This window comes from Streptomyces gobitricini (genome assembly GCF_039532985.1).
Classification (GTDB): domain Bacteria; phylum Actinomycetota; class Actinomycetes; order Streptomycetales; family Streptomycetaceae; genus Streptomyces; species Streptomyces gobitricini.
Window position 1 is genome coordinate 58,184 of record NZ_BAAASR010000010.1, and the last position, 23,806, is coordinate 81,989.

The 23,806-nt window shown below is 72.5% G+C and carries 12 protein-coding genes; all 12 read left to right on the top strand.

Going from position 1 to position 23,806, the window contains the following annotated elements:
• Positions 1-133 precede the first annotated feature (133 nt).
• The 12 genes from sbnB to ABD347_RS09175 all read left to right on the top strand — a co-directional run bounded on the left by sbnB (position 134) and on the right by ABD347_RS09175 (position 23,791).
• Positions 134-1,195, top strand: a complete 1,062-nt coding sequence (gene sbnB, locus ABD347_RS09120; RefSeq protein ID WP_344358778.1) for a 2,3-diaminopropionate biosynthesis protein SbnB — start codon at positions 134-136, stop codon at positions 1,193-1,195.
• A gap of 15 nt (positions 1,196-1,210) precedes the next feature.
• A complete protein-coding gene (gene sbnA / locus ABD347_RS09125; protein ID WP_344358780.1) occupies positions 1,211-2,188 on the top strand; it encodes a 2,3-diaminopropionate biosynthesis protein SbnA in 978 nt (325 codons plus the stop codon).
• 189 nt (positions 2,189-2,377) lie between these two features.
• Positions 2,378-4,612: an MMPL family transporter gene (locus ABD347_RS09130; protein WP_344358782.1), complete on the top strand. Its 2,235-nt coding sequence runs from the start codon at positions 2,378-2,380 to the stop codon at positions 4,610-4,612.
• Positions 4,613-4,783: 171 nt separating this feature from the next.
• Positions 4,784-5,578: an AfsR/SARP family transcriptional regulator gene (locus tag ABD347_RS09135; RefSeq protein WP_344358784.1), complete on the top strand. Its 795-nt coding sequence runs from the start codon at positions 4,784-4,786 to the stop codon at positions 5,576-5,578.
• A gap of 191 nt (positions 5,579-5,769) precedes the next feature.
• Complete coding sequence (locus ABD347_RS09140) at positions 5,770-6,735, top strand: LysR family transcriptional regulator (protein ID WP_344358787.1); 966 nt, start codon at positions 5,770-5,772, stop codon at positions 6,733-6,735.
• Between the two features lie 87 nt (positions 6,736-6,822).
• Complete coding sequence (locus ABD347_RS09145; protein ID WP_344358790.1) at positions 6,823-7,098, top strand: acyl carrier protein; 276 nt, start codon at positions 6,823-6,825, stop codon at positions 7,096-7,098.
• 29 nt (positions 7,099-7,127) lie between these two features.
• On the top strand, positions 7,128-8,363 hold the full coding sequence (locus ABD347_RS09150; protein ID WP_344358793.1) for a beta-ketoacyl-[acyl-carrier-protein] synthase family protein: 1,236 nt from the start codon (positions 7,128-7,130) through the stop codon (positions 8,361-8,363).
• Positions 8,363-9,448 (top strand): beta-ketoacyl synthase N-terminal-like domain-containing protein, encoded by a 1,086-nt coding sequence (locus ABD347_RS09155; protein ID WP_344358795.1) that lies wholly within the window; start codon positions 8,363-8,365, stop codon positions 9,446-9,448. Before ABD347_RS09150 ends, ABD347_RS09155 begins: the two co-directional genes overlap by 1 nt.
• A 252-nt stretch (positions 9,449-9,700) precedes the next feature.
• On the top strand, positions 9,701-10,447 hold the full coding sequence (gene fabG / locus ABD347_RS09160) for a 3-oxoacyl-ACP reductase FabG (protein ID WP_344358797.1): 747 nt from the start codon (positions 9,701-9,703) through the stop codon (positions 10,445-10,447).
• 37 nt (positions 10,448-10,484) lie between these two features.
• Positions 10,485-11,192 (top strand): 2-hydroxychromene-2-carboxylate isomerase, encoded by a 708-nt coding sequence (locus ABD347_RS09165; RefSeq protein ID WP_344358799.1) that lies wholly within the window; start codon positions 10,485-10,487, stop codon positions 11,190-11,192.
• Positions 11,193-11,294: 102 nt separating this feature from the next.
• Positions 11,295-22,958, top strand: a complete 11,664-nt coding sequence (locus tag ABD347_RS09170) for an amino acid adenylation domain-containing protein (RefSeq protein ID WP_344358801.1) — start codon at positions 11,295-11,297, stop codon at positions 22,956-22,958.
• Positions 22,955-23,791 (top strand): ABC transporter permease, encoded by an 837-nt coding sequence (locus ABD347_RS09175; protein ID WP_344358803.1) that lies wholly within the window; start codon positions 22,955-22,957, stop codon positions 23,789-23,791. Before ABD347_RS09170 ends, ABD347_RS09175 begins: the two co-directional genes overlap by 4 nt.
• Positions 23,792-23,806 lie beyond the last annotated feature (15 nt).

A 23,806-nucleotide genomic window follows, 5' to 3' on the forward strand; every position in this document is an offset into this window, starting at 1 on the left:
CGATTGACGTGATGTCAGCAGTGTGTCAGCGGGAAGCGGCAACATTGCCGCGCGAATGGTGGCGGGCGTCGGCCGAGTGGCGTTCCGCCCTGGGGTGGCAACGGGTCGCCCGCCTACTGCAACGGAGTTGTGCATGACACAGCAAGTCCATGTCCCGCCGTTCGCCGTGATCCCCGGCGCACAGGTGGACCGTGTGCTGTCCGGCAACGAGAAGGGCACCGTCGACCTGGTCGAAGCGGCCTACCGGGTGCACGGCGAGGGCGACACGGTCAACCCGCCCTCGTACTTCCTGCGCTTCCCCGACCGTCCCTCCGCACGCATCATCGCCCTGCCCGCGTCGATCGGCGGCGATACGCGGGTCGAAGGGCTGAAGTGGATATCCAGCTTCCCGCAGAACGTCGGCCGGGGCATCCCCCGCGCCTCCGCGGTCCTGGTGCTCAACGACTACGACACGGGCTACCCGTTCGCCTGCCTGGAGAGCTCCATCATCAGCGCGGCCCGCACCGCCGCCTCGGCGGCGCTGGCGGCCGACCGGCTCTCCCGCGACCGAGCCCGGCCGGCGCGGGTGGGCTTCATCGGGACCGGGCTCATCGCCCGGCACATCCACACCTATCTCACCCGGACCGGCTGGGAGTTCGACGACGTGGGCGTGCACGACCTGTCGGCCGAGCACGCCGCCGGCTTCCGCCGTTACGTGGAGGGCACCGGCACCGGTGGACGGATCACCGTGCACGAGAGCGCCGAGGACCTGGTGCGCTCCTCCGACCTGGTGGTGTTCGCGACCATCGCCGCGGCCCCGCACGTCACCGACCCGGGCTGGTTCACCCACAACCCGCTCGTCCTCAACGTCTCCCTGCGCGACCTCGCCCCGGAGGTGCTGCTCGCCTCGGCCAACGTGGTCGACGACATCGAGCACTGCCTGAAGGCCGACACCTCACCGCACCTGACCGAGAAGCTCACCGGCAACCGGGACTTCATCGACGGAACGCTCTACGACGTGATGACCGGACAGGTCCGGATGCCCGGGGACCGGCCCGTGGTCTTCTCCCCGTTCGGGCTCGGCGTCCTCGACCTCGCGGTCGGCAAGCACGTGTACGACATGGTGCGCGCCGGCGGTGACCTGCACGTCGTCGACGGCTTCTTCCATGAGACCGACCGCTACGGGCGCGCCGGCGCGGCCGGCGGCCGTACCTGAGACGGGGTGGTCGCAGTGCCCGTGATCTCCGCGCCGGAGGACTTCCATGTGGACGATCTCTACGTGGATCTCCGGCCCTCCCTCGACACGTCGCTCTACCTGAAGTGCGAGGGCTTCAACTTCGCCGGCTCGATCAAGCTCAAGGCGGCGGCATCGATGATCGCCGATGCCGAGAGCCGCGGGGTGCTCACCGGTGACTCGGTCATCGTGGAGTCCTCCTCGGGGAACCTCGGTGTCGCGCTGAGCATGATCGCGGCCGACAAGGGCTACCGCTTCCTGTGCGTGACCGACACCCGCTGCAACCTGGTCACCCGACGGCTGATGGAGGCGACTGGTGCCCAGGTGCACATCGTCACCGAGCCCCATCCGGAGACCGGGTTCCTGGGCGCCAGACTCGACCACGTACGCCAGCTCTGCGCGTCCGACGACCGTCACCTGTGGCTGAACCAGCACGCCAATCCGTACAACTGGCTGGCCCACTACCGGACGACGGCACCCTCCATCGCGACGCACTTCCCCGACCTCGACGTGCTGTTCGTCGGCGCCGGCACGACGGGCACCCTCATGGGCTGTGCGCGGTACTTCAAGGAGTCGGGCCGTCCGGTGACGGTGGTGGCCGTGGACTCGGTCGGTTCCGTCACCTTCGGCGGACCGCCGGGGCTGCGGATGATCCCGGGGCTCGGCGCGGGGGTACGGCCGCAGCTGCTCGACGAGTCGTTCGTGGACGACGTGGTGCACGTGCCGGAGGTGGAGGCGATCCGGGTCGCCCACCGGCTGGCGACGGCCGGGTTCCTCTTCGGCGGCTCCACCGGGACGGTGATAGCGGGGGCCTCGGGCTGGCTGGCCGAGCACCGGCCGGACGGGCGGGCCACCGCGGTGGCGATCTCGCCGGACCTGGGGGAGCGGTACCTGGACTCCGTGTACCAGACCAACTGGGTCAGCGACATCTACGGCGCCCACGCGCTGGACCGGGACCCTATCCGGTCCCGCTGATCCCCTCCGGCTGTCCGCTCGGTACGTGGCGCTTCGGGCGCCGACACGGCTCCCGTTCCTCGCCGGTGACGGGAGCCGTGCCGTTTTCGGCCACCATGCAGGCTTACGGTTGACGCCTTACGCCTTCACCTGTCATCTTCGACTTACACCCGTTGGGCGGCCGTGACGACCCTGAAGGAGCTGGGACGAGTGAAGAAGCAGCCGATCACCGTAAAGGTGGCCAGCTGGAGCGCCTTACACCCGGGGCGTGCGATCGCCACGTGGTTCGCGTTCGTGGCCTTGTGCCTCGCCGTGGGTATCGCGGTCGGCACCAACAGCGCGGTCGCCGAGGACTACCGAGTGGGCGAGTCCGGGCGGGCCGAGGCCATCGCGACCGAGGCGGGCCTGGAGCGCAGGCCGACCGAGCAGATCATGTTCAGCGCCAAGGCGGGCGAGCTCGACGAGGCGAAGGCCCGCGAAGCCGCGCAGGACCTCACCGGCCGCATGAAGGCGCTGCCCGAGGTCCTGGACGTCGAGGAGCCGGTCCTCTCGGACAACGGACGCATGCTCATGGTCGAAGTGACCATGAAGGGCGTCAAACGCGAGGCGATGGAACACGTCGAGCCGCTGCAGGAGCAGACGGCCGCCGTACAGAAGAGCAATCCGGACCTCGTCGTCGAGGAGACCGGCGACGCCTCGGTCAGCAAGGGCCTCAACAAGCAGCGCGGCGACGACCTCGCGAAGACCGAGATGATCACCTTCCCGGTCACCCTGGTCACCCTGCTGATCGTGTTCGGATCGCTGGTGATGGTCGGCGTCCCGCTGCTGCTGGCGCTCTCCTCGATCGCCGCCGCGGTCGGTCTGTCCATGGTGGTCTCCCACCTGATCCCCGACGCGGGCGTCGGCATGAACGTCATCCTGCTCATCGGCATGGCGGTCGGCGTCGACTACACGCTCTTCTACCTCAAGCGGGAACGCGAGGAACGGGAGAAGGCCGCCGGCAGCCTCAGCCCCGAGGCGCTGGTCGGCATCGCCGCGGCGACCGCCGGACGCGCGATCATCGTCTCCGGCCTCGCGGTGATCATCTCCAGTGCCACCCTGTTCCTGGCCACCGACATCATCTTCTCCTCGCTGGCCACCGCGACCATCCTCGTCGTCTTCGTCGCCATGGTCAGCTCGGTGACCGTCCTGCCCGGCCTGCTGGTCAAGATCGGCCGCCGCTCCGACCGTCGCGCCGCCCGCGCCGCGGCCCGCGGCAAGCAGCCGCGGCAGCGCCGTCCCGAGCGGACCGGCCGCCTGTTCACCGCGCTGCTGAACCCGGCACGCAAGCGCCCGGTGGCCACCCTGATCGTGTCCACGCTGGTCATGGTGGGACTCGCGCTCCCCGCGCTCGGCATGGAACTGCGCGTACTGAACAAGGACACGCACTCCCGCGCGATCCCCGAGATGCAGACCTACGACAAGCTCAACGAGGCGTTCCCGGACCGCCGTTCCGAGCACTGGGTCGTCGTACGCGCCGACACCGACCGGCGGGCCGAGGTACGCACGGCGCTGGACGCGCTGGCCCAGCGGGCCGTCGACGACCCGATGTTCTCGAAGAACCCGCCGGCCGTGAAGACGTCGGACGACGGGCGGACCAGTGTGATGACCCTCGCCGTGCCGCACCGCCTCAGCTCCCCCGAGGCGACCGGCTCACTGGAGCACCTGCGCGAGGACTACCTGCCGGAGACGCTCGGAAAGGTGCAGGGCGCCGAGTACGGTGTCGACGGGCCGGTCGCGGTCGACGTCGACTACCTCGCCCACCAGAACGACAAGCTCCCCATCGTCGTCGCCTTCCTGCTGCTGCTCACCTTCCTGATGACCGTGGTGGTCTTCGGCTCGGTGGTCATCGGCCTGGTGGGCGTCCTGCTCAACCTGCTGTCCGTCGGCGCGGCCTTCGGCCTGGTGGTCGTCTTCTTCCAGTGGGGCCTGGCCTCGACCATCTTCGGGTTCGACGAAAGCGCCACGAACGCCATCGGCTCCCGGGTGCCCCTGTTCCTCTTCGTGATCCTCTTCGGCCTGTCCATGGACTACCAGGTCTTCGTCGTCAGCCGCATCAAGGAGGCGGCGATGAGCGGGGTCCCCACCCGGCAGGCGGTCATCGACGGCATCGAGAAGTCGGCCAAGGTCGTGACCAGCGCGGCCATCGTCATGGTCACCGTCTTCGGCAGCTTCATGTTCCTGCACCTGGCGGAGATGAAGCAGATCGGTTTCAGCCTCGCGGTCGCCGTGCTGCTGGACGCCTTCATCATCCGGGTCATGATCCTTCCCTCGGCCCTGATGCTGCTGGGTGACGCCAGTTGGTGGCCCTCCAGGAAGATGCGGCGCGCGCGGACCGCGGCCGCGTCGGGAACCGGCGGTGGCCGCCCGGCCCCCGCCACCGCCCCGGCGGCTCGCCTCCGCTAGCCGCCGGCCCACAGACGGGCGCCGGACCGGATCCCCCGCCGGTTCGGCGCCTCTTCCCGTCCGGCCCATACCATTTCGATGCGCCAACGGCAGTCAGATGGTATTTCCTCCGGTCGAGTGATTCTGGGCAGAATTTCCAGCGGTTGCCGATAGCTATGGGGGTTCAAGGCTGTGGAGATCAACCTTCTGGGATCGCTTTACCTGGCGCAAGGGCGCGAGCAGTACACCATGGTGTCGAAGCGGGCGAGCGTCGTACTGACGATGCTGGCGCTTTCACCCGGGACGCCGGTCCTCTTCGACCAGATCGTGGACGAGTTGTGGGCGGACCGGTCGATGGCCAACGCGCGCAACGCGCTCCAGGCCAATGTCGGACGGCTTCGCAAGTTCCTGAAGGTGGTGACCGGCCGGGACGGCGACCTGCTCGTCCGGACCGCGGGCAGCGGTTACGTGCTAGACGTTTCGGCCAATGTTGTGGACGCCCACCGGTTCGTCGAGTTGGCCGATATGGGCGCGGCACGTGTTCAGCGGGACCCGGTCGAGGCGATCGCGGACCTCGAATCGGCGCTCGCCCTCTGGCGGGGCCCGGCGCTCCTCGACACCTGTGACGGCCTGCGCTGCCGGGTCCAGGCGGCGTATCTGGAGGAGCGCCGGATCACCGCGTACGAGGACCTGACGGCGGCCAGGCTGCGGGTCGACGCCGCACGCGTGCCCTTGGCCGAATTGCGACAGCTGGCCATCGAACACTCCGGGCGCGAACGGCTCAGTGAGCTGCTCATGCTCGCGCTCTACCGCGACGGCAGACAGGCGGAGGCCCTGGAGGTCTTCCATGGCGCGCGCCGGCGGCTGGCCGACGACCTCGGTCTGGAACCGGGGCGCGGGCTGCACCGTGCCTACCAGGCGATCCTGACCCAGGACGAGGTCCTCGGGGAGCCTCGCCAGGTTCTGCTCCACGCGGGCCGCGGATAAAGACAATCCTGCCCGGCGTTTTTTTTCGCCCGCTCCGTGTTCACGCCCCATTCATTCGGGGCGAACCTTGTGAAGGCCCCGTGGAGGCAAGTGTGGTGGACGCGGAGGGGGCGTCCTGTTAGCGTGTGGATTACCTCGGCATTTTTGTGCCGGGGTGCTGCGCGTTCAGCATTCGGTGCCACGGGGGTTCTATGAACATAGAGTTGAGGCATGCCCGAATAGTGACCGTCATAGACCGGGCCGGGAGTATATCCAAGGCAGCGGCAGAGTTAAGCGTTCCACAATCGAGCCTGACCGCCCAGTTACGAAGAATCGAGAACGCGGTGGGCGGGCGGCTTTTCGTCCGGTCCTCTTCCGGCGTCGTGCCCACCTCGCTGGGTGAACGGCTCGTCCCCATGCTCACCGAACTCGTCCAGCGCGCCGACCTGGTTGTCGTCGAGGCCGCGGCCCACGCCTCGAAAGTTTTCCGGTTCGGAAATTCGGAATGGACACCGCCGTCCCTGCACAGTGCCCTGCGGTCCTCGCTGCCCTCCACCGAGGTGCAGACCGAGACCCTCAGCCCCACGGCCGCCGTGGACGCGGTGCGCCGCGGCTGGCTCAGCGCGGCGCTGGTGCCGTGCATGTCGCTCGTCGAGCCGGACGACACGTCCGGACCGGCCCTCGACACCGCCGTCATCGTGCGCGAGCCGGTCTGGCTCGCGGTGCCCCGGGGCCATCCGCTGTCCGGCGAGCCGGCCGTGGAGACGCACCACCTCACCTCACTCAGCTGGGTCTGCTACGCCCGTGACCACTGGTTCCAGCCGATAGAGAAACAGCTCTTCACCAGGTTCCCGCGCGCCGATCCGGAGGTGCTGCACTACGTCGACGGTCATCACGAGGCGATGAGCTGGGTGCGGGACGCCCACGCGGCCGCCCTGACCACCCCCACCGGCGCCACCAGCGACGTCTCCCTGGTCCCGATCACCGGGACGGAGAGCACCGAGATGGTGATGGTCTGGCGCAGCGGCTCCGTCGCCCGCGGCACCCTGTCCAGACTCGTGGAGACGGTCCGCAGCTACTACTGCGCGTACGCCCGGACGATCCCCCGCTACTGGGCCTGGATGAGGGAACACCCCGCCGACTTCCCCGAGTTGCTCGGCCACCTGAGGGCGGCCTGAGGGCGGCCTGAGAGGGCAGAACCCGCAGGGCGGGTCCGTCAGCCTCGTATCAGTCCCCTGTCAGGGTCGTTCGCCAGCATCGTCCGTATGACGACAGCGAACCCGGTGGACGCCCAAGGGCGTGCCACGATCAAGGAAATCATCTGCGACATCCTCGAGATCGACGCGGACGAGATGACCGACACCAGCCGTTTCAAGGAGGACCACGAGGCGGACTCGATGGGCGCCATCGAGATCCTCTCCCAGCTCGAGCGCGCCTTCGGAATCGACATCGACCAGGCCGAACTGGCCCGGATGGTCAACCTCGAAGGCGTCGTCACCGTCGTCGACGAAGCCGTGGCGGCCAAGGCGGTCTCCCGCTAGGCATCGGCACCGGACGACGGGAGCGCAGGGTGTACGACAACGACCAGCGGCCACCGCGCCGAGTGGTGATCACCGGACTCGGCACGGTCAGCAGCATAGGGCTCGGCGTCGCGGCCTTCCTGGACGGACTGAGGTCCGGGCGCAGCGGGGTCAAGCCGATCACGGCCTTCGACACGACGGGGTTCGCGCACGCCAACGGGTGCGAGGTGGACGACTTCGACCCGGCCGAGTGGATCCGGCGGGTGGACCCCGACGAGCTGGGGCGGGCCACCCAGTTCTCGGTCGCCGCGGCCCACATGGCCGTCGCGGACGCGGGCCTGACCCCGGAAGAACTCACCGGACGCCGGGCGCTGGTCTCCGTCGGTACCACCGACGCGGAGTCCCGCGACCTCGACGCCCTGGTGGACGTCCAGCTCAGGGACGGCCCCGAGCACCTGCCGCCCGGCGTGGTGCGCCGGGCACAGGCGGGCCGGCTGTCCACCGGCATCGTGCGGGAACTGGGCCTCGTCGACGTCGAGGCCCTCACCATCCCCACCGCCTGCGCGGCCGGCAACTACGCCATCGGCAGCGGGTTCGACGCGATCCGCGGCGGGGAGGTGGAGGTCGCGCTGTGCGGCGGCGCGGACGCGGTGTGCCGCAAGACGTTCGCCGGGTTCTACCGGCTCGGCACCATCGCGCCGGAGGTGTGCCAGCCGTTCGACAAGGACCGCAAGGGCATCCTCACCGGCGAGGGCGCCGGGATCCTGCTGATGGAGAGCCTCGAATCGGCGCGGGCGCGCGGCGCCCGGATCTACGCCGAGGTGCTCGGGTACGGGCTGAACTGCGACGCCCACCACCCCGTCGCACCCGACCGGGCCAGCCTCGCCCGGTGCATGGAGGTCGCGCACCGCAACGCCGGGGTGAAGCCCGAGGACATCGACTTCATCTCCGCGCACGGCACCGGCACCCGCGCCAACGACGTGACCGAGGCCGGAGCCATCCGGCAGGTCTTCGCCACGCCCCCGCCGACGATCTCCATCAAGTCCATGATCGGCCACTCCATGGGCGCGGCCAGCGCCCTCGCCTCGGCCGCCTGCGCGCTCGCCATCACCGAGGGCTTCATCCCGCCCACGATCAACCACCAGGAGACCGACCCGGAGTGCGGCCTGGACTGCGTACCGAACGAGGCGCGGCCCGCCGAGCTGAACGTCGTCCAGAACAACGCGCTCGCGTTCGCGGGCAACAACGCCGTGCTGATCCTCGGCCGGTACCGGGAGGCGGAGTGATGTCCCCACTGGTCCTCTCCGCCTGGTCGGCGGTCTCCCCGTACGGGGTGGGCAGCGTGCCCTTCAGCGAAGGGATCAACGCCGGGCGCAGCGCCGTCGGGACGCTGGACCGCACCGCGTACCCCGGCCCCTTCGACCGGGGCGGTCTCGTCCCCGACTTCACCGCGGCGGAGTACGTCGGCAGGAAGGGCACCCGGACGATGGACCGGGTGACCGCGATCGCCGTCACCGCGGTCGGCCGGCTGCTGGCGTCCTGCGACGCCGGACCGGCCCTGCGGCCCGAGCAGACGGCCCTCGTGCTGGGCACCGGCTCCGGCAGCGTACAGAGCATCATGGACTTCACCCGGGACTCCCTCGCGGGTGAGCGGCCGTACCACGTGGACCCGGCCCGCTTCCCGAACACCGTGATGAACCGGGCCGCCGGGCAGAGCGCCATCTGGCACGGCATCAAAGGCCCCAACACCACCGTCGCCGGCGGCTGGCTCACCGGGCTGCTCGCCCTGAGCTACGCGGTGCGGCTTCACCGCGGCGGGCACTGTGCCCGGGTGCTGTGCGGCGCGGCCGAGGAGTACTCCACCCAGCGGGCCTGGCTCGAATGGCACGGCCGCACCGCCGAGGAGCGGTCCGCACCGCTCGGCGAGGGCAGCGCGGTGTTCCTGCTGGAGACGCCCGAGGACGCGCACGCCGCCGGCCGCGCGCCGCTGGCCAGGATACTGACGACCCGCTTCCGGGCGTACGGGGAGCAGGGCGAGGCCCGCGCGGCCCTGGCCGCCTGCGTACGGGACGCCCTGGGGACGACCGGCGTGGCCGCCGAGGACGTCCGCCTGGTCGCGCCGCTCGGCGCCGGCGGTGAACTGGCCGCCCTGGAGGAGGCCGGCGTCACCGACGCGCTCGGTGCGACGGCCCCCCGCTGGATCCGCTGCCGCCCCCTGCTCGGGGACACCTCCGCCGCCTCCACCAGCCTGCAACTGGCGGCCGTCCTCGCCGCCGCGGGCGAGTCCGGCCTCGCACCCGGTGAAGCGGCCCTGGTCACCGGCGTCGAACGCGACGGCACCGTCGGCTGCGCCCTCCTGTCCGGAGCCTGACCGGCGCCCTCCGGCCGGCCACCCGACCCGGCGCGAGCCGCCCCACCCCGGGGCGGCCCGGGGGCGTCACCCCGCGCCCCGGGCGCACGTCCCCCGCCGCCCGGGGCGCGGCGGGGCGACGCGGGCCGGCCGCGAGGCCCGGCGGACGGCACACCACCCGGCGCCGTGCCGGGGCACCGGCAGCGGTTCCCGCGGCACCGGGATCAGGCCGGGCCGGCGCCCGGCAGTCATCGCCAACGAGGAGACATCAGCATGTCCACAAACGACCGGCCCGTCGCACTGGTGACCGGGGGGTCCCGCGGTATCGGCCGTCACGTGGTCGCCCGGCTCGCCCGGGAGGGGTACGACGTGGCGTTCTGCTACCAGTCGAACAAGGAGGCCGCCGACGCCGTGGCCGAGGACGCCGTCGCGGCCGGGGCGCGGGTGCACACCGCGCAGATCGACGTGGCCGTGCACGACGCCGTGGGCGGCTTCGTACGCGACAGCGAGAAGGCGCTGGGCCCCCTGCGCACGGTCGTCTCCTGCGCAGGCATCGTCCGCGACAACCCGCTCGTGATGCTGTCCGAGGCCGACTGGGACGCGGTGCTGCGGGTCAACCTCGACGGCACGTACAACGTGTGCAAGGCCGCCGTCTTCGCCATGATGAAGCGTCGCACCGGCTCCGTGATCACCCTGTCCTCCGTCGCCGGGGTGTACGGCAACGCCACCCAGACGAACTACTCGGCGACCAAGGCCGGGATCATCGGCTTCACCAAGGCGCTGGCCAAGGAGTCCGGGCGCTACGGCATCCGCGCCAACGCCGTCGCCCCCGGCTTCATCGAGACCGACATGCTCTCCGGCCTCGACCGCGACCGCGTCACGAGGATGACCGAGCGCATCCCGCTCGGCCGGTTCGGCCGGCCCGAGGAGGTCGCCGACCTGGTCGCGTTCCTCGCCTCCGACCGCGCCTCCTACATCACCGGCCAGGTCCTCGGCGTCGACGGCGGTCTCGTCGTCTGAGCCACCGCCCCCACCCACCGACAAGCGGGACACCACCATGCCCAAGAACAAGACACCGCGGTTCTACTTCTCCCTCCGCAGCCCCTACTCCTGGCTTGCCCACCGGGAGCTGACGACCCGCCACCCCGAGCTGGTCGACCACCTCGTATGGACGCCGTTCTTCGAGCCGGACCCCGAGAGCGCCCGCCTCCTCACCGACCAGGGCGGCACCTTCCCGTACTCCGAGATGTCCCGGGAGAAGAACCGGTACGTCCTCCAGGACGTGGGCCGCCTCACCAAGGCCCGGGGCATCACCGTGACCTGGCCCGTCGACCGCCGGCCGGTGTGGGAGGTGCCCCACCTCGGCTACCTCGTCGCCGCCCGCGAGGGCCGCGGCCAGGACTACATCGCCGCGTGCTACCGGGCCCGCTTCGGAGAGGGCCGCGACATCTGCGACCGCTCCACCATCGCCGCCATCGGTGCCGGACTGGGCCTCGACCAGCGGCGGATCGCCGACGCGAGCGACGACCCCGACCTGCGCGCCGAGGGCGTCCGCGCGCTGCTCGACGTCTGCCACGACGGCGTCTTCGGGGTGCCGTTCTTCGTCCACGGCTTCACCCGCTTCTGGGGCCTCGACCGGTTCGACGCCTTCGTCGAGCACCTCCGCTCCAAGGCCCTGCCCGCCGCCTCCGTACCGGAGCCGCTCGCCGGCGCGGTGGGCCTCGGCCGGTCGGCCGACGACGGGCACGCGGGCGGCTGCGGCTGATACGCGCCGGGCCGGCCGGCGTCAGCTCACGGTCAGCCCTGTGTCAGCGCGCTCGTCGACGATCGACGGTGTGAACTCGATGACCTTCGCTAGGGGATTGGTATGACGACTCACGTCCACACGGCCGGCCTGCCGCTCACCGCCGGGCAGAAGGACATCTGGTTCGACGAGAAGCTCTCCGGCGGCGGCGCCACCTACAACACCGCTATCTACTGGGACATCCGCGGCCCCCTCGACGGGCGGCTCTTCCGCGCCGCGCTGGAGCGGCTCGTGGAGGAGTCCGAGTGTCTGCGCGCCCGCTTCACCGACGTGGACGGCGAACCCCGGCAGTTCGTCGAGCCGCTCGCCGCGGCCGACATCCCGCTCACCGTCACCGACGTCAGCGGCGCCGGCGACCCGGCCGCGGCGGCCCGCGAGGCGATCCGCGCCGATCTGCGCGTACCGCTCGCGCCGGCGGCCGACCCGTACGTGCCGCTGTTCCGGCTGAGCGTCTTCACCCTCGCCGAGGACCGCACCTTCTTCTGCCTCCTCAACCACCACCTCGTCTCCGACGGGTTCAGCTACGTCATCTACTGGCAGCGGCTGTCCGCCATCTACGAGGCGATGCTCGCCGGCACCTCCCTCGACGAGGGCCGCTTCCCGCCGCTGAGCACCCTGATCGAGGCGGAGGCGGCCTACGGCGACTCGCCGCGCGCCGAGCGCGACCGGGCCTACTGGGAGGAGCGGTTCGCCGACCGCCCCGAGCCCGTCAGCCTCGCCACCCGCGACGCCGAGCCCGCCCAGGCCTTCCGGCGCGAGGAGACCGTCCTGCCGGAGCGGACCGCCGACCGGCTGCGCACCGTCGCCTGGGACGCCCGGGTCACCTGGCAGACCGTCCTGGTCGCCGCCCTCGGCGCGTACACCCGGCGGATGGCCGGCACCGACGACGTCATCCTCTCCCTGCCCGTGACCGCCCGCGTCGGCGGCACGATGCAGGGGATACCCGGCATGGTCGTCAACTACGTGCCGTTGCGGCTGCCCGTGACGCCCGGCATGACACGCGACGACCTGCTCACCTCGACCTACCAGGCCTTCTCCCAGGCGCTCAGGCACCAGCGCCACCGGGTGAGCCGGATCCGCCGCGCGATGGGGCTGGCGAGCGACGACCGCAGGCCGTTCGGGCCGTTCATCAACATGATGCCGCAGATCGAGGACCTGGCCATCGGCCCCTGCGCCGCCACCCTGTACAGCCCCTCCACCGGCCTCGTCGACGACCTGGAGTTCACCGTCGCCGACAAGGGCGCGGACGGCATCGGCATCGACCTCAGCGGCAACGAGTCCCGGTACGGACAAGACGAGGTACGCGCCCACCTGAGCCGTTTCGTGGACTACCTCGACCGCTTCGTGACCATGGCCGCCGAGGCGCCGCTGGACGCCCTCGGCCTCCTCGCGCCCGGCGAGGCCGAACTGCTGGACGCCGCCCTGACCGGCCCCGTACGCGCCGAGCCCTACCGGGGTGTCGTCGAGCGCGTACGGGACCACGCCGCCGCCCTCCCGGACGCGCCGGCCGTCACCGACGACGGCGGCACCCTGACGTACGCCCAGCTCGCCGGCCGCGCCAGTGCCCTGTCCCGGCGTCTCACCGACGGCACCGGACCGGTGGCCCTGCTCACCGAACCGGGACGCGACTTCGTCACCGCCGAGCTCGGCGTCCTCGGCTCCGGCCGCGCCTTCCTGCCGCTCGACCCGCGCGCCCCGCTCGCCCGCCTCGGGGGCCTGCTCACCGACAGCGGGGCGACCTGCGTGCTGGCCGACGCCACGCACCACGCGCTCGCCCGGCAAGCGGCGGGCGGTCTGCCCGTCCTCCTCCTGGACGGAAGCCAGGACCCCGCCGACGACCTCGCCCCCGTGACGGGCGGGCCGCTGGACCTGGCGTACGTCATCTACACCTCCGGCTCCACGGGCAAGCCCAAGGGCGCCATGGTGCAGCGCGGCGGCATGATCAACCACCTGCTCGCCAAGGTCGAGGAACTGGGCCTGGACCACACCGACGCGCTCGTCCACAACGCGCCCGTCACCTTCGACGTCACCGTCTGGCAGACCCTGACGGCCCTGCTCGTCGGCGGCCGGGTCCGTGCCGTCTCCCGCGACGCCGCCGCCGACCCGGACGCCCTGTTCGGCGTCATCGCGGACGAGCGCCTCACCGTCCTCGAGGTCGTGCCGTCGCTGCTGCGCGCCACTCTCGACGCCTGGGACACCACCGGCAGCGCGCCCGGCCTGCCCGCCCTGCGCTGGATGATCTCCAACGGCGAGGCCCTCCCCGCCGACCTGTGCACCCGCTGGTTCGCCCGCCACCCGCACATCCCACTGGCCAACGTCTACGGCCCCACCGAGTGCTCCGACGACGTCACGCACGCCTACGCGCGCACCGCCGCGGACGTGCGGGCCGACGACGCCTCCATGCCCATCGGCAGGCCGCTGCGCAACACCCGGCTGTACGTCCTCGGCGACGACCTGCGGCCCGTCCCGCGGGGCGTCCTCGGCGAACTGTTCATCGCGGGCGCGGGCGTCGGCCGCGGCTACCTCGGCGACCCCGGCCGGACGGCCACCACCTTCGTACCCGACCCCTTCGCCGGCGACGGCACCCGCATGTACCGGACCGGTGACCAGGTGGTGCTGCTCGGCGACGGTCAGCTGCTGTTCACCGGCCGCCGCGACCACCAGGTCAAGATCCGGGGCCAGCGCATCGAGCTGGGCGAGGTCGAGTCCGCGCTGCGCGCGCTGCCGTCCGTCACCGACGCCGTGGCCGTCGCCGTCGCCGATCCGGCGGGGCACCAGCGGCTGGTCGGCTACCTCGTGACCGAAGGTGCCACGGACACCGCCGCCGTACGCGAGCGGCTCGCCGAGGTGCTGCCCGAACACATGGTGCCCTCGCTGCTCCTCGCCCTGCCCGAGCTGCCGCTGACCGCGCACGGCAAGGTCGACCGCAAGGCCCTGCCCGCCCCCGACTTCGCCACCACCCGCTCCGGAGGGGCGCCGCGCACCGCCGAGGAGCGGATCCTGTGCGAGGTGCTCGCCGAGGTCCTCGGGCTGGCCCGGATCGGTGTGGACGACAGTTTCTTCGCCCTGGGCGGTGACAGCATCAGCGCCATCCAGGTCGTCAGCCGCGCCCGCAAGGCCGGTCTGACGGTCACCTCCCGCGACGTCTTCCAGCACCGCACCCCGGCCGCCATCGCCGCCGTCGCCCGGCCGGCGGGACACCGGGCGGAGGCGGCCGTCGAGGACGGTGCCGGCGAGATCCCGCTCACGCCCGTCGTCGACCAGTTCCGCGAGGAGGTCTCCCACCTCCCCGCCGCCGTCCGCGAGTACGCCCAGTACGTGACCGTCTCGGTCCCCGACGGCCTCGACCCCGCCCGCCTGGAGGCCGTCATCGGCGCCCTCCTCGACCGGCACGACGCGCTGCGCCTGCGGCTGACCGCCCCCGCACCGGGCCTGTGGTCCATGGAGGCCCTCCCGCGGGGCACCGTGGCCGCGTCCGACGTGGTCAGCCGGGTGGAGGTACCGGCCGGCGCCGACCCGGACACGGTCCTCGCCGAACAGGTCGAGGCCGCCCGCGCCCGGTTGAACCCCGACAACGCCCTGCTGGTGCAGGCCGTGCTCCTCGACGCGGGCGCCGGGGCGCCGGGCCGGCTGCTCCTGGTCATCCACCACCTGGCCGTCGACGGGGTGTCCTGGCGCATCCTCCTCGGCGACCTGGAAACCGCCTGGCACGCCGTCACCACGGGGCGCGACATCCGTCTCGACCCGGTCCCCACCTCGTACCGGCGCTGGGCCCGCACCCTCTCCGACCACGCGCGCACCGCCACGCGCGTCGCCGAACTCCCCGTGTGGACCGCCCAGTACGAGGGCGACCCCGTCGAACTCGGCGACCGTCCCCTCGACCCGGCCCGCGACGTCCACGGCACCGCCGGCCGGGTGCGGGTCGAACTGCCCGCCGACCGCACGGCGGCCGTCCTCACCCGCGTACCCGCCGCCTTCCACGCCGAGGTCAACGAGGTCCTGCTCACCGCCCTCGCCCTCGCCCTCACCGACCACGACCGCCGCCGCACCGGCCGGTCCGCGACCCGCGCCCTGATCGAGCTGGAGGGCCACGGCCGCGAACACCTCGGTGACGACGCCGACCTGTCCCGTACCGTCGGCTGGTTCACCAGTGTCTTCCCCGTCGGCCTCGACGTCGGCGAACTCGACCGGGCGTCGGTGTGGGCCGGCGGCGAAGCCTGCGGCACCGCGCTCAAGCGGGTCAAGGAGGCCCTTCGCTCGCTGCCCGACCACGGCTTCGGCCACGGGCTGCTGCGCCACCTCAACCCGCAGACCGCCGCGGTCCTCGCCCGCTGCGCCACCCCGCGCGTCGGCTTCAACTACCTGGGCCGCTTCGGCACGGACGCGGGCGGCGACTGGTCCATGCAAGCCGGCGCCTCCGGCCTCACCACCGCGCCCGGCACCCCGCTGCGGCACGTCCTGGAAGTCGTCTCGATGACCGAGGACCGCCCCGACGGGCCGGTGCTGGTCGCCGAGTGGACCTGGGCGGACGGCGTCCTCGCCGAGGACGACGTCCGGCGCCTCGCCGACGACTGGTTCCGCGCCCTCGACGCTCTCGCCACGCACGCCGGCCGGCCCGGCGCGGGCGGCCGCACCCCCTCCGAGTTCCCGCTGGTGACCGTCTCCCAGGCGGAGATCGAGGCGTACGAGAACGAGACCGACGGGCTCCAGGACATCCTGCCGCTCTCCCCGCTCCAGCGCGGCCTGCTCTTCCAGGCCCAGTTCGACCGGCACGGCATGGACGCCTACACGCTCCAGGTCGTCATGGACGTCGACGGCCCGCTCGACCGGTCCGCGCTGCGCGCCGCCGTCGCCGCGCTCCTCGACCGCAACCCCGGCCTGCGGGCCGCGTTCCGCGAGCGGGACTCCGGTGAGCCGGTCCAGTTGATCCCGGCCGCCGTCGGACTGCCCTGGACCGAGGTCGACCTGACCGGCGTCGCGGCGGCGGACATCGACGCCGAGGTGAAGCGGCGCACCGACACCGAGTGGCTGCACCGCTTCGACGTCACCCGCGCCCCGCTGACCCGCTTCACGGTCTACCGGCTCGCCGACGACCGGCACCGCGTCGTGTGGACCGCGCACCACATCCTGGTCGACGGCTGGTCGCTCTCCGCCGTCCTGGCCGAGGAGCTGGTCACCCTGTGGTCCAACGGCGCCGACCCCTCCGCGCTGCCGGCCGTCGCCCCCGTACAGGCGTACCTGGAGTGGTCCGCCGCGCAGGACAAGGAGGCCGCGCGGGAGGCATGGCAGAAGGAACTGGCCGGCATCGACGAGCCGACCCGGCTCGGCCCCGCCGACCGCGACCGCGTCTCCGTACTGCCCCGGACCCTCTCCGTCGACCTGCCCGAGCGGCTCGCCGACGCCGTGACCGCGTGGGCGCACGCCCGCGGCCTGACGATGAACACCGTCGCGCAGGGCTGCTGGGCCGTCGCCCTCGGGCGGCTCACCGGCCGGCAGGACGTGACGTTCGGCGCGGTGGCCTCCGGGCGCCCCGAGGAACTCCCGGACGTCGAGCAGATGGTCGGCGCCTTCATGCACACCCTTCCCGTTCGGGTGAAGCTGGACCCGGCGCTGACGCTCGAAGCGATGCTGGCCGACCTCCAGGACCGCCAGCTCCGTCTGGAGCGGCACCAGCACCTCGGCCTCGCCGACGTTCAGCAGGGCGCCGGGATCGGCGAGCTGTTCGACACGGTCGTCAGCTTCCACAACTACCCCTCCGGCGTGCTCGACCGCATCGGCGAGCGCGTCCCCGGGCTCGCCATGCGTGCCTGGGAGGCACGGGTCATCGCCGAATACCCGCTCGCCCTCGGCGTGTTCCCGGGCACCCGGGCCGGCGAGCGGATGCGCCTGGAGGCCCAGTACCGGCCCGACATCTTCGGCGCCGACCAGGTCGACGCGATCCTCCGGCGGTTCACCCGCGTCCTCCAGGCCGTCGCCGACGCCCCCGGCACCACGCTCGGCACCCTCGACGCGCTCGGCGCCGACGAACGCCGCCTCCTGCTCGACGACTGGTCCGGCGCGGCCGCCACGGCGGCACCGGCCACCACGCGGGCGACCGACGTCTTCGAGGCCCGCGCCGCCGCCGCACCGCACAAGGAGGCGGTCGTCCTCGGCACCGACCAGGTCGGCTACGCGGAGCTGAACGCCCGCGCCAACCGCCTCGCGCGCCTCCTCGCCGGCCAGGGCGTGGGCCCCGAGCAGGTCGTCGCCGTGATGCTGCCGCGCACCCCCGAGATGGTCGTGGCCGCCCTCGCGGTCCTCAAGGCGGGTGCCGCGTACCTGCCCGTCGACTCCGCCTACCCCGTCGACCGCATCGCCTACATGCTCGACGACGCCCGCCCGGTCGCGCTGCTCACCGACACGGCGACCGCCGAGCGCACGTCAGGCCTCTCGGTCGCGGGCATCAGGACCGTGACCGTCGACGCGCCGGACACCGCCGGGACCCTCGCCGCGCTGCCCGGCACGGACCTCACCGACACCGACCGCGTCGGCCCGCTGCGGCCCGAGCACCCGGCGTACATCATCTACACCTCCGGCTCCACCGGCCGGCCCAAGGGTGTCGTCGTGGCCCACACCGGGCTGCTGGCCATGGTCGACAGCCTCGTCGAGCGTTTCGGCCTCGACACCGACACCCGTGTGCTCCAGTTCGCGTCCTTCAGCTTCGACGCCTCCGTCTGGGAGTTCATGCTGGCGCTGCTCACCGGCGGCACCCTGGTGATCGCCGACGAGGAGTGCCGCACCCCGGGCGCGCCGCTCGTCGACCTGATCAACCGGGCCCGGATCAACCTCGCCGGACTGCCGCCCGTCGTCGTCGGCGGACTGCCCGAGGGCAGCACCCTCCCCGCCGACCTGCGCCTGGCCGTGGCCGGCGAGGCCGTCCCCGCCGAGATCGTCGAACGCTGGTCCGCCCACGTCCGGCTCTACAACGGCTACGGCCCCACCGAGGCCGTCGTCAGCTCCACCGTCAGCGGTCCCCTCACCGGCACCGGACGCCCGCCCATCGGGCGGCCCACCACCGCCCATCGCGTCTACGTCCTGGACCGGCACCTGGCCCCCGCGCCCGTCGGTGTCGTCGGCGAGCTGTACGTCGGCGGCGGCCTCGCCCGCGGCTATCTCGCCCGCCCGGAGCTGACCGCGCAGCGGTTCGTGGCCGACCCGTTCGGGCCCGCCGGGGAGCGCCTGTACCGCACCGGCGACCTGGTGCGCTGGCTGCCGGACGGCGAACTGGACTACGTCGGCCGCGCCGACGACCAGGTCCAGCTCCGCGGCTTCCGCATCGAGCTCGGCGAGATCACCTCGGCGCTGCTGGCCCAGACCGGCATCGACCAGGCCACCGTGATCGTCCGCGAGGACGAGGCGGGCGACCGCCGCCTGGTGGCGTACGTCGTGGCCGCCGACCCCGCCGCGCTGTCCGACTCCTCACTCAGCGGCACCCTGCGCGAACGGCTCGCCCAGTCCCTGCCCGACTACATGGTGCCCTCGGCGATCGTCGCCCTGGAAGCCATGCCGCTCACCCCGCAGGGCAAGCTCGACCGCAAGGCGCTGCCCGCGCCCGACCTCGCCGGAGCGGCGCGCGGCCGGGGCCCGCGCACCCCCGTCGAGGAGATCCTCTGCGGCCTGTTCGCCGACATCCTCTCCGTACCCCATGTCTCCATCGACGACGACTTCTTCGAGATCGGCGGGCACTCGCTCCTCGCGACCCGGCTGATCAGCCGAGCCCGCACCGCCCTCGGAGTCGAGCTGCCCATCCGCGCCCTGTTCGAAGCGCGGACGGTGGGCGCGCTCGCCGCCGTCGTCGAGGCCGCCGCTAACGCCCGGCCACCGCTGCGGCCCGCGCCCAGGGACACCGAACGGCCGCTGTCCTTCACCCAGCGGCGGCAGTGGTTCCTCAACCGGCGCCAGGAGCGTGCCGACGGCACGTACAACACGCCGATGGCCTTCCGTCTGACGGGCCGGCTGGACGCCGCCGCCCTCCAGGCCGCCCTGACCGACGTGGCCGAACGGCACGAGGTGCTGCGGACGGTCCTGCCCGACACCGACGGTGTGCCGTCGCTCCGGGTGCTCGACGCGCACACCGGCGGACCGGTGCTCAAGGCCCGCACGGTCACCGAGGAGGAACTGGCCGAGGCGCTGGCCGCCGAAGCCGACCACGGCTTCGACCTGACCACCGAACCACCGCTGCGGGTAAGGCTGCTGTCCACCCGCCCCGACGAGTGCGTGCTGCTGCTGGTCTTCCACCACATCGCGTTCGACGGCTGGTCGATCGTGCCGCTGCTCACCGACGTGTCCACCGCCTACCGGGCCCGCTGCGCCGGGCGCGCCCCGCAGTGGGCGCCGCTGCCGGTGCAGTACGCCGACTTCGCGGTCTGGCAGCACGAGCTGCTCGGCTCCGAGGACGACCCGGACAGCGTCGTGTCGGGACAGCTCGCCTTCTGGCGGGACGCTCTCGCGGGCCTGCCGGAGGAGCTCGCCCTGCCCACGGACTTCCGGCGCCCCGAAGTGGCCGGCTCCTCCGGTGACGTGGTGATGTTTGACCTGGAGCCCGGACTGCACGGCGCCCTGGTGGAGATCGCCCGGCAGACCGGGACGACCGAGTTCATCGTCTTCCAGGCCGCCCTGTCGGCGCTGCTGACCCGGCTGGGCGCCGGCACCGACATCCCGCTGGGCGTCTCGGTCGCCGGACGCACCGACGAAGCGCTCAACGACCTCGTCGGCATGTTCATCAACTCCCTCGTCCTGCGCAGCGACACCAGCGGCGACCCCACCTTCCGCGAACTCCTCGACCGGCTCCGGGAGACGGACCTCGCGGCCTACTCCCACCAGGACGTGCCGTTCGACCAGGTCGTCGACGCGCTCAAGCCGGCCCGCTCGCTGTCGCGGCATCCGCTGTTCCAGGTGGTGCTGAGCGTGCAGAGCCACGGCGACCAGCCGCTGACCCTGCCCGGCCTCACGGTGAAGCCCGAGTACGTCGGCTCCGACCGGGCCAAGCTCGACCTGGTCGTGGAACTGCTGCCGTGGCCCGGCGAGGGCGGCATGCGCGGCCTGGTCAACTTCAGCACCGACCTGTTCACCCGGGCGACCGCCGAGCGCATGGTCGCGCAGTTCCAGCAGGTGCTGCGCACGGTGGCGGCCGACCCCGACGTCCGGCTCAGCGACCTCCAGCTGCTCACCGCCGAGGAGCGGGAGCGGGTGCTGCACACCTGGAACGACACCGCGCGGGACCTGCCGCCGATGACGCTGCCCGAGCTGTTCGCCGCGCAGGCCTCCCGTACGCCGGACGCGCCCGCCGTAGGGACCGGCGCCCACGCCCTGACGTACGCCGAACTCGACGCCCGCTCCCACCGGCTGGCCCGCCGGCTCATCGCGTCCGGCGCCGGACCGGAAGAGGTCGTCGCCCTCGCGGTGCCCCGCCCCGCCGACCGGGCGGTCGCCGTGCTGGCGGTGCTCAAGGCGGGAGCGGCGTATGTGCCGCTGGCGGCGGACGAGCCGGCCGGTCGGATCAAGGCCCTGTTCGCGGACGCCCGCCCGGTGTGCGTCCTGACCACGGCGGGCCTCGCCGGCAGGCTGCGCAGCACCGGCGTGGCCACCCTGGTCCTCGACGGGCCCGAGGTCCGGGCGGGCTCGGCCGAACCGGTGACCGACGCCGACCGGACGAGCCCGCTGCGGCCCGAGCACCCCGCCTACCTCATCCGCGCCCATGACGCGGCGGGCCGCCCGCGCGGCACCGTCGTGGAGCACCGGGCGGCCGCCGGCCACCTGGCCTGGGCGCTCGGGACCGGCGAGGCCGCGTCGATGCCCGGCCTGTTCGCCCCGCTGTTCGCGGGCACGGGCGTGCCGTCCGGTGGTCCGCTTCCGCTGGACTGGGCGACGCCGCGGACGTTCACACCGGGCAGGGCCGCCTGGAACACCCAGGTGTACGTCCTGGACGAGTGGCTCACCCCGGTACCACCGGGCGTGGTCGGCGAGCTGTACGTGGCCGGCTCCGGCCTGGCACGCGGCTACGCGGGGCGGCCGGGCGCCACGGCGGAGCGGTTCGTGGCCAACCCGTACGGCCCGGCGGGCTCCCGGCTCTACCGGACCGGCGAGCGCGCCAAGTGGGACACGGAGGGGAACCTCCTGACCCCCGGCGCGCCGGCCGCCCCCGCCCCCGCCGGTACCACGGCGGCCGCGTCGCGGGAACTCGCCCCGGCGGAGGCGGTGTTGTGCGGGATCGTGGCCGAGGTGCTGGGTGTGGAGGCGTTCGGTGTCGAGGAGAACTTCTTCGAGGCGCCCGGGGCGAGCATGGACAGCATGAAGTCGCTGCGGCTGGTGAGTCTGGCCCGTAAGGCGGGGCTGGAGGTGAGTATCGCGGACGTCTTCGTCCACCAGTCGGTACGCGCCCTGGCGGCCACGCTGGCGGCCGAGCGGCTGAGCCCGGCGGAGGCGGTGTTGTGCGGGATCGTGGCCGAGGTGCTGGGTGTGGAGGCGTTCGGTGTCGAGGAGAACTTCTTCGAGGCGCCCGGGGCGAGCATGGACAGCATGAAGTCGCTGCGGCTGGTGAGTCTGGCCCGTAAGGCGGGGCTGGAGGTGAGCATCGCGGACGTCTTCGTCCACCAGTCCGTACGCGCCCTGGCGGCCACCCTGACGCCGCGACCACCGGCAGCCCCGGCTCCGGCCACCGCTCCGGCTCCGGAACCCGCCCCGACGACCGCCCCGGACCCGACGACCCTCCCGGACCCGGAACCGGCCATGGCTCCGTCACCGGCCACCGCCCCGGCGGCCGGTGACGGACAGGCGTCGCCCGCACCCCGCCACAGCACACGGATCATGGCGGACGCCATCGACGAGACCGACCGTCTCGACCACGCCGACCCGTTCGCCACGATGCTGTGCATTAAGCCGACCGGCAGCCGCCCGCCCGTCTTCTGCCTGCACAGCGGTGTCGGATTCGCCCTGTCGTACCTGCCGCTCACCCGCCACCTCGGCGCGGAGTACCCGGTCTACGGCATCCAGGCGCCGTGCGTCGTCGCCGGCGCGCCGCTGCCGAGCAGCATCGAGGAGGTCGCCGCCGACTACATCGGCATGATCAAGCAGGTGCGGCCGGAAGGCCCGTACCACCTGTTCGGCTGGTCGCTCGGCGGTCTGCTCGCCTACGAGATCGCCGTCCAGCTGCGGCTGGCCGGGGACGAGGTCGGCCTCGTCGCCAACCTGGACTCCTACCCGCGCACCGGCGTCACCGACGAGCGCGACGAACAGAGCCTGCTCGGCTGGCTGCTGGAGGGCATCGGGCACCACCGCTCCGAGTTCGGCGACCGCGACCTCGTCGCCGGGGACATCCTCGACGCGCTGCGGCACGACAACAGCCCGATGGCACGCATGGGGGAGCAGCGGATGACCCGCATGGTGGACCTGATGATCCATCACCAGTCGCTCAACACCCGCTACCGGCCGCGCGACCTCGACGGGACGATGCAGCTCTTCCTCGCCGAGCAGTCGGCGTGGGGCGAGGCAGGCACCGGCCAGGTGGACGACGGACCCGGCAAGGACCAGCTGTGGAAGCCGTACTTCAGCGGTGAACTCCGCGTCCACCGGCTCGCCTGCACCCACGACGACATCCTCAACCCGGGCCCGCTCGCCGAGCTCGGTCCGATCGTCGCCGCCGAACTCGACCGGTTCCATCAGGAGCGGGACGGACGTGACGGGTCATGACGACAGCGACGTACACCGAAGCCGGCCGCGGCCGCCGCGGCGGAGCGCCGGGTGCCCTGCTGACCGAGGTCCTCGCCGTCACCGGCCGCCGGTTGCACCACCTCGGCAGGGCGCCGGGGCGCGTGGTCGGCGTGGCGCTCAGCCCGCTCGTCTCGATGGTGATGCTCGGCTACCTCTTCCGGGACGCCATCAGGCTGCCGGCGGGCGGGGAGTACGGCGAGTACGTCTTCGCGGGCGGCGCCGTGCAGGTCGCCCTGGCCTGCGTCGGACCGACCGCCATCTCCGTCGCCATGGACTTCAAGGGCGGACTGGTCGACCGGTTCCGGTCCCTGCCCATCAGCCGGTCCGCGGTGCTCTTCGGGCACACCCTCGCGGATCTGCTGGTGGGGCTCCTCGGACTGGCCGTCGTCACCGGCGCCGGGCTGCTGCTCGGCTGGCGGACCCGGACCGGGATCCTGCCGACGCTCGCCGGCTTCGGGCTCATCGCGCTCTTCGTGTACGTGATGCTGTGGCTCGGGGTCCTGCTGGCGATGACCCTGCGCAACGTGGAGACGATCAGCGTCGTCACCCCGTTCATCGTCGTCGTCCTGCCCTTCCTGTCCAACGCCTTCCTCGCCCCGCAGTCCATGCCCGCGCCGGTCCGCCCCATCGCGGAGTGGAACCCGGTCAGCGCCGTCGTCGCGGCCTGCCGCGACCTGTGGGGCAACCCGGCGACGTCCGGGGGCAGCCTCCCCGCCGAGCACCCGGTGGCCGCGGCCGCCGTGACGCTGGGCACGCTGTTCGCCGTCTGCTGCGCCGTGAGCCTTCGCCGCTACCGCACCGCGGGCTCCTGAGCCCGCCGCCTGGAG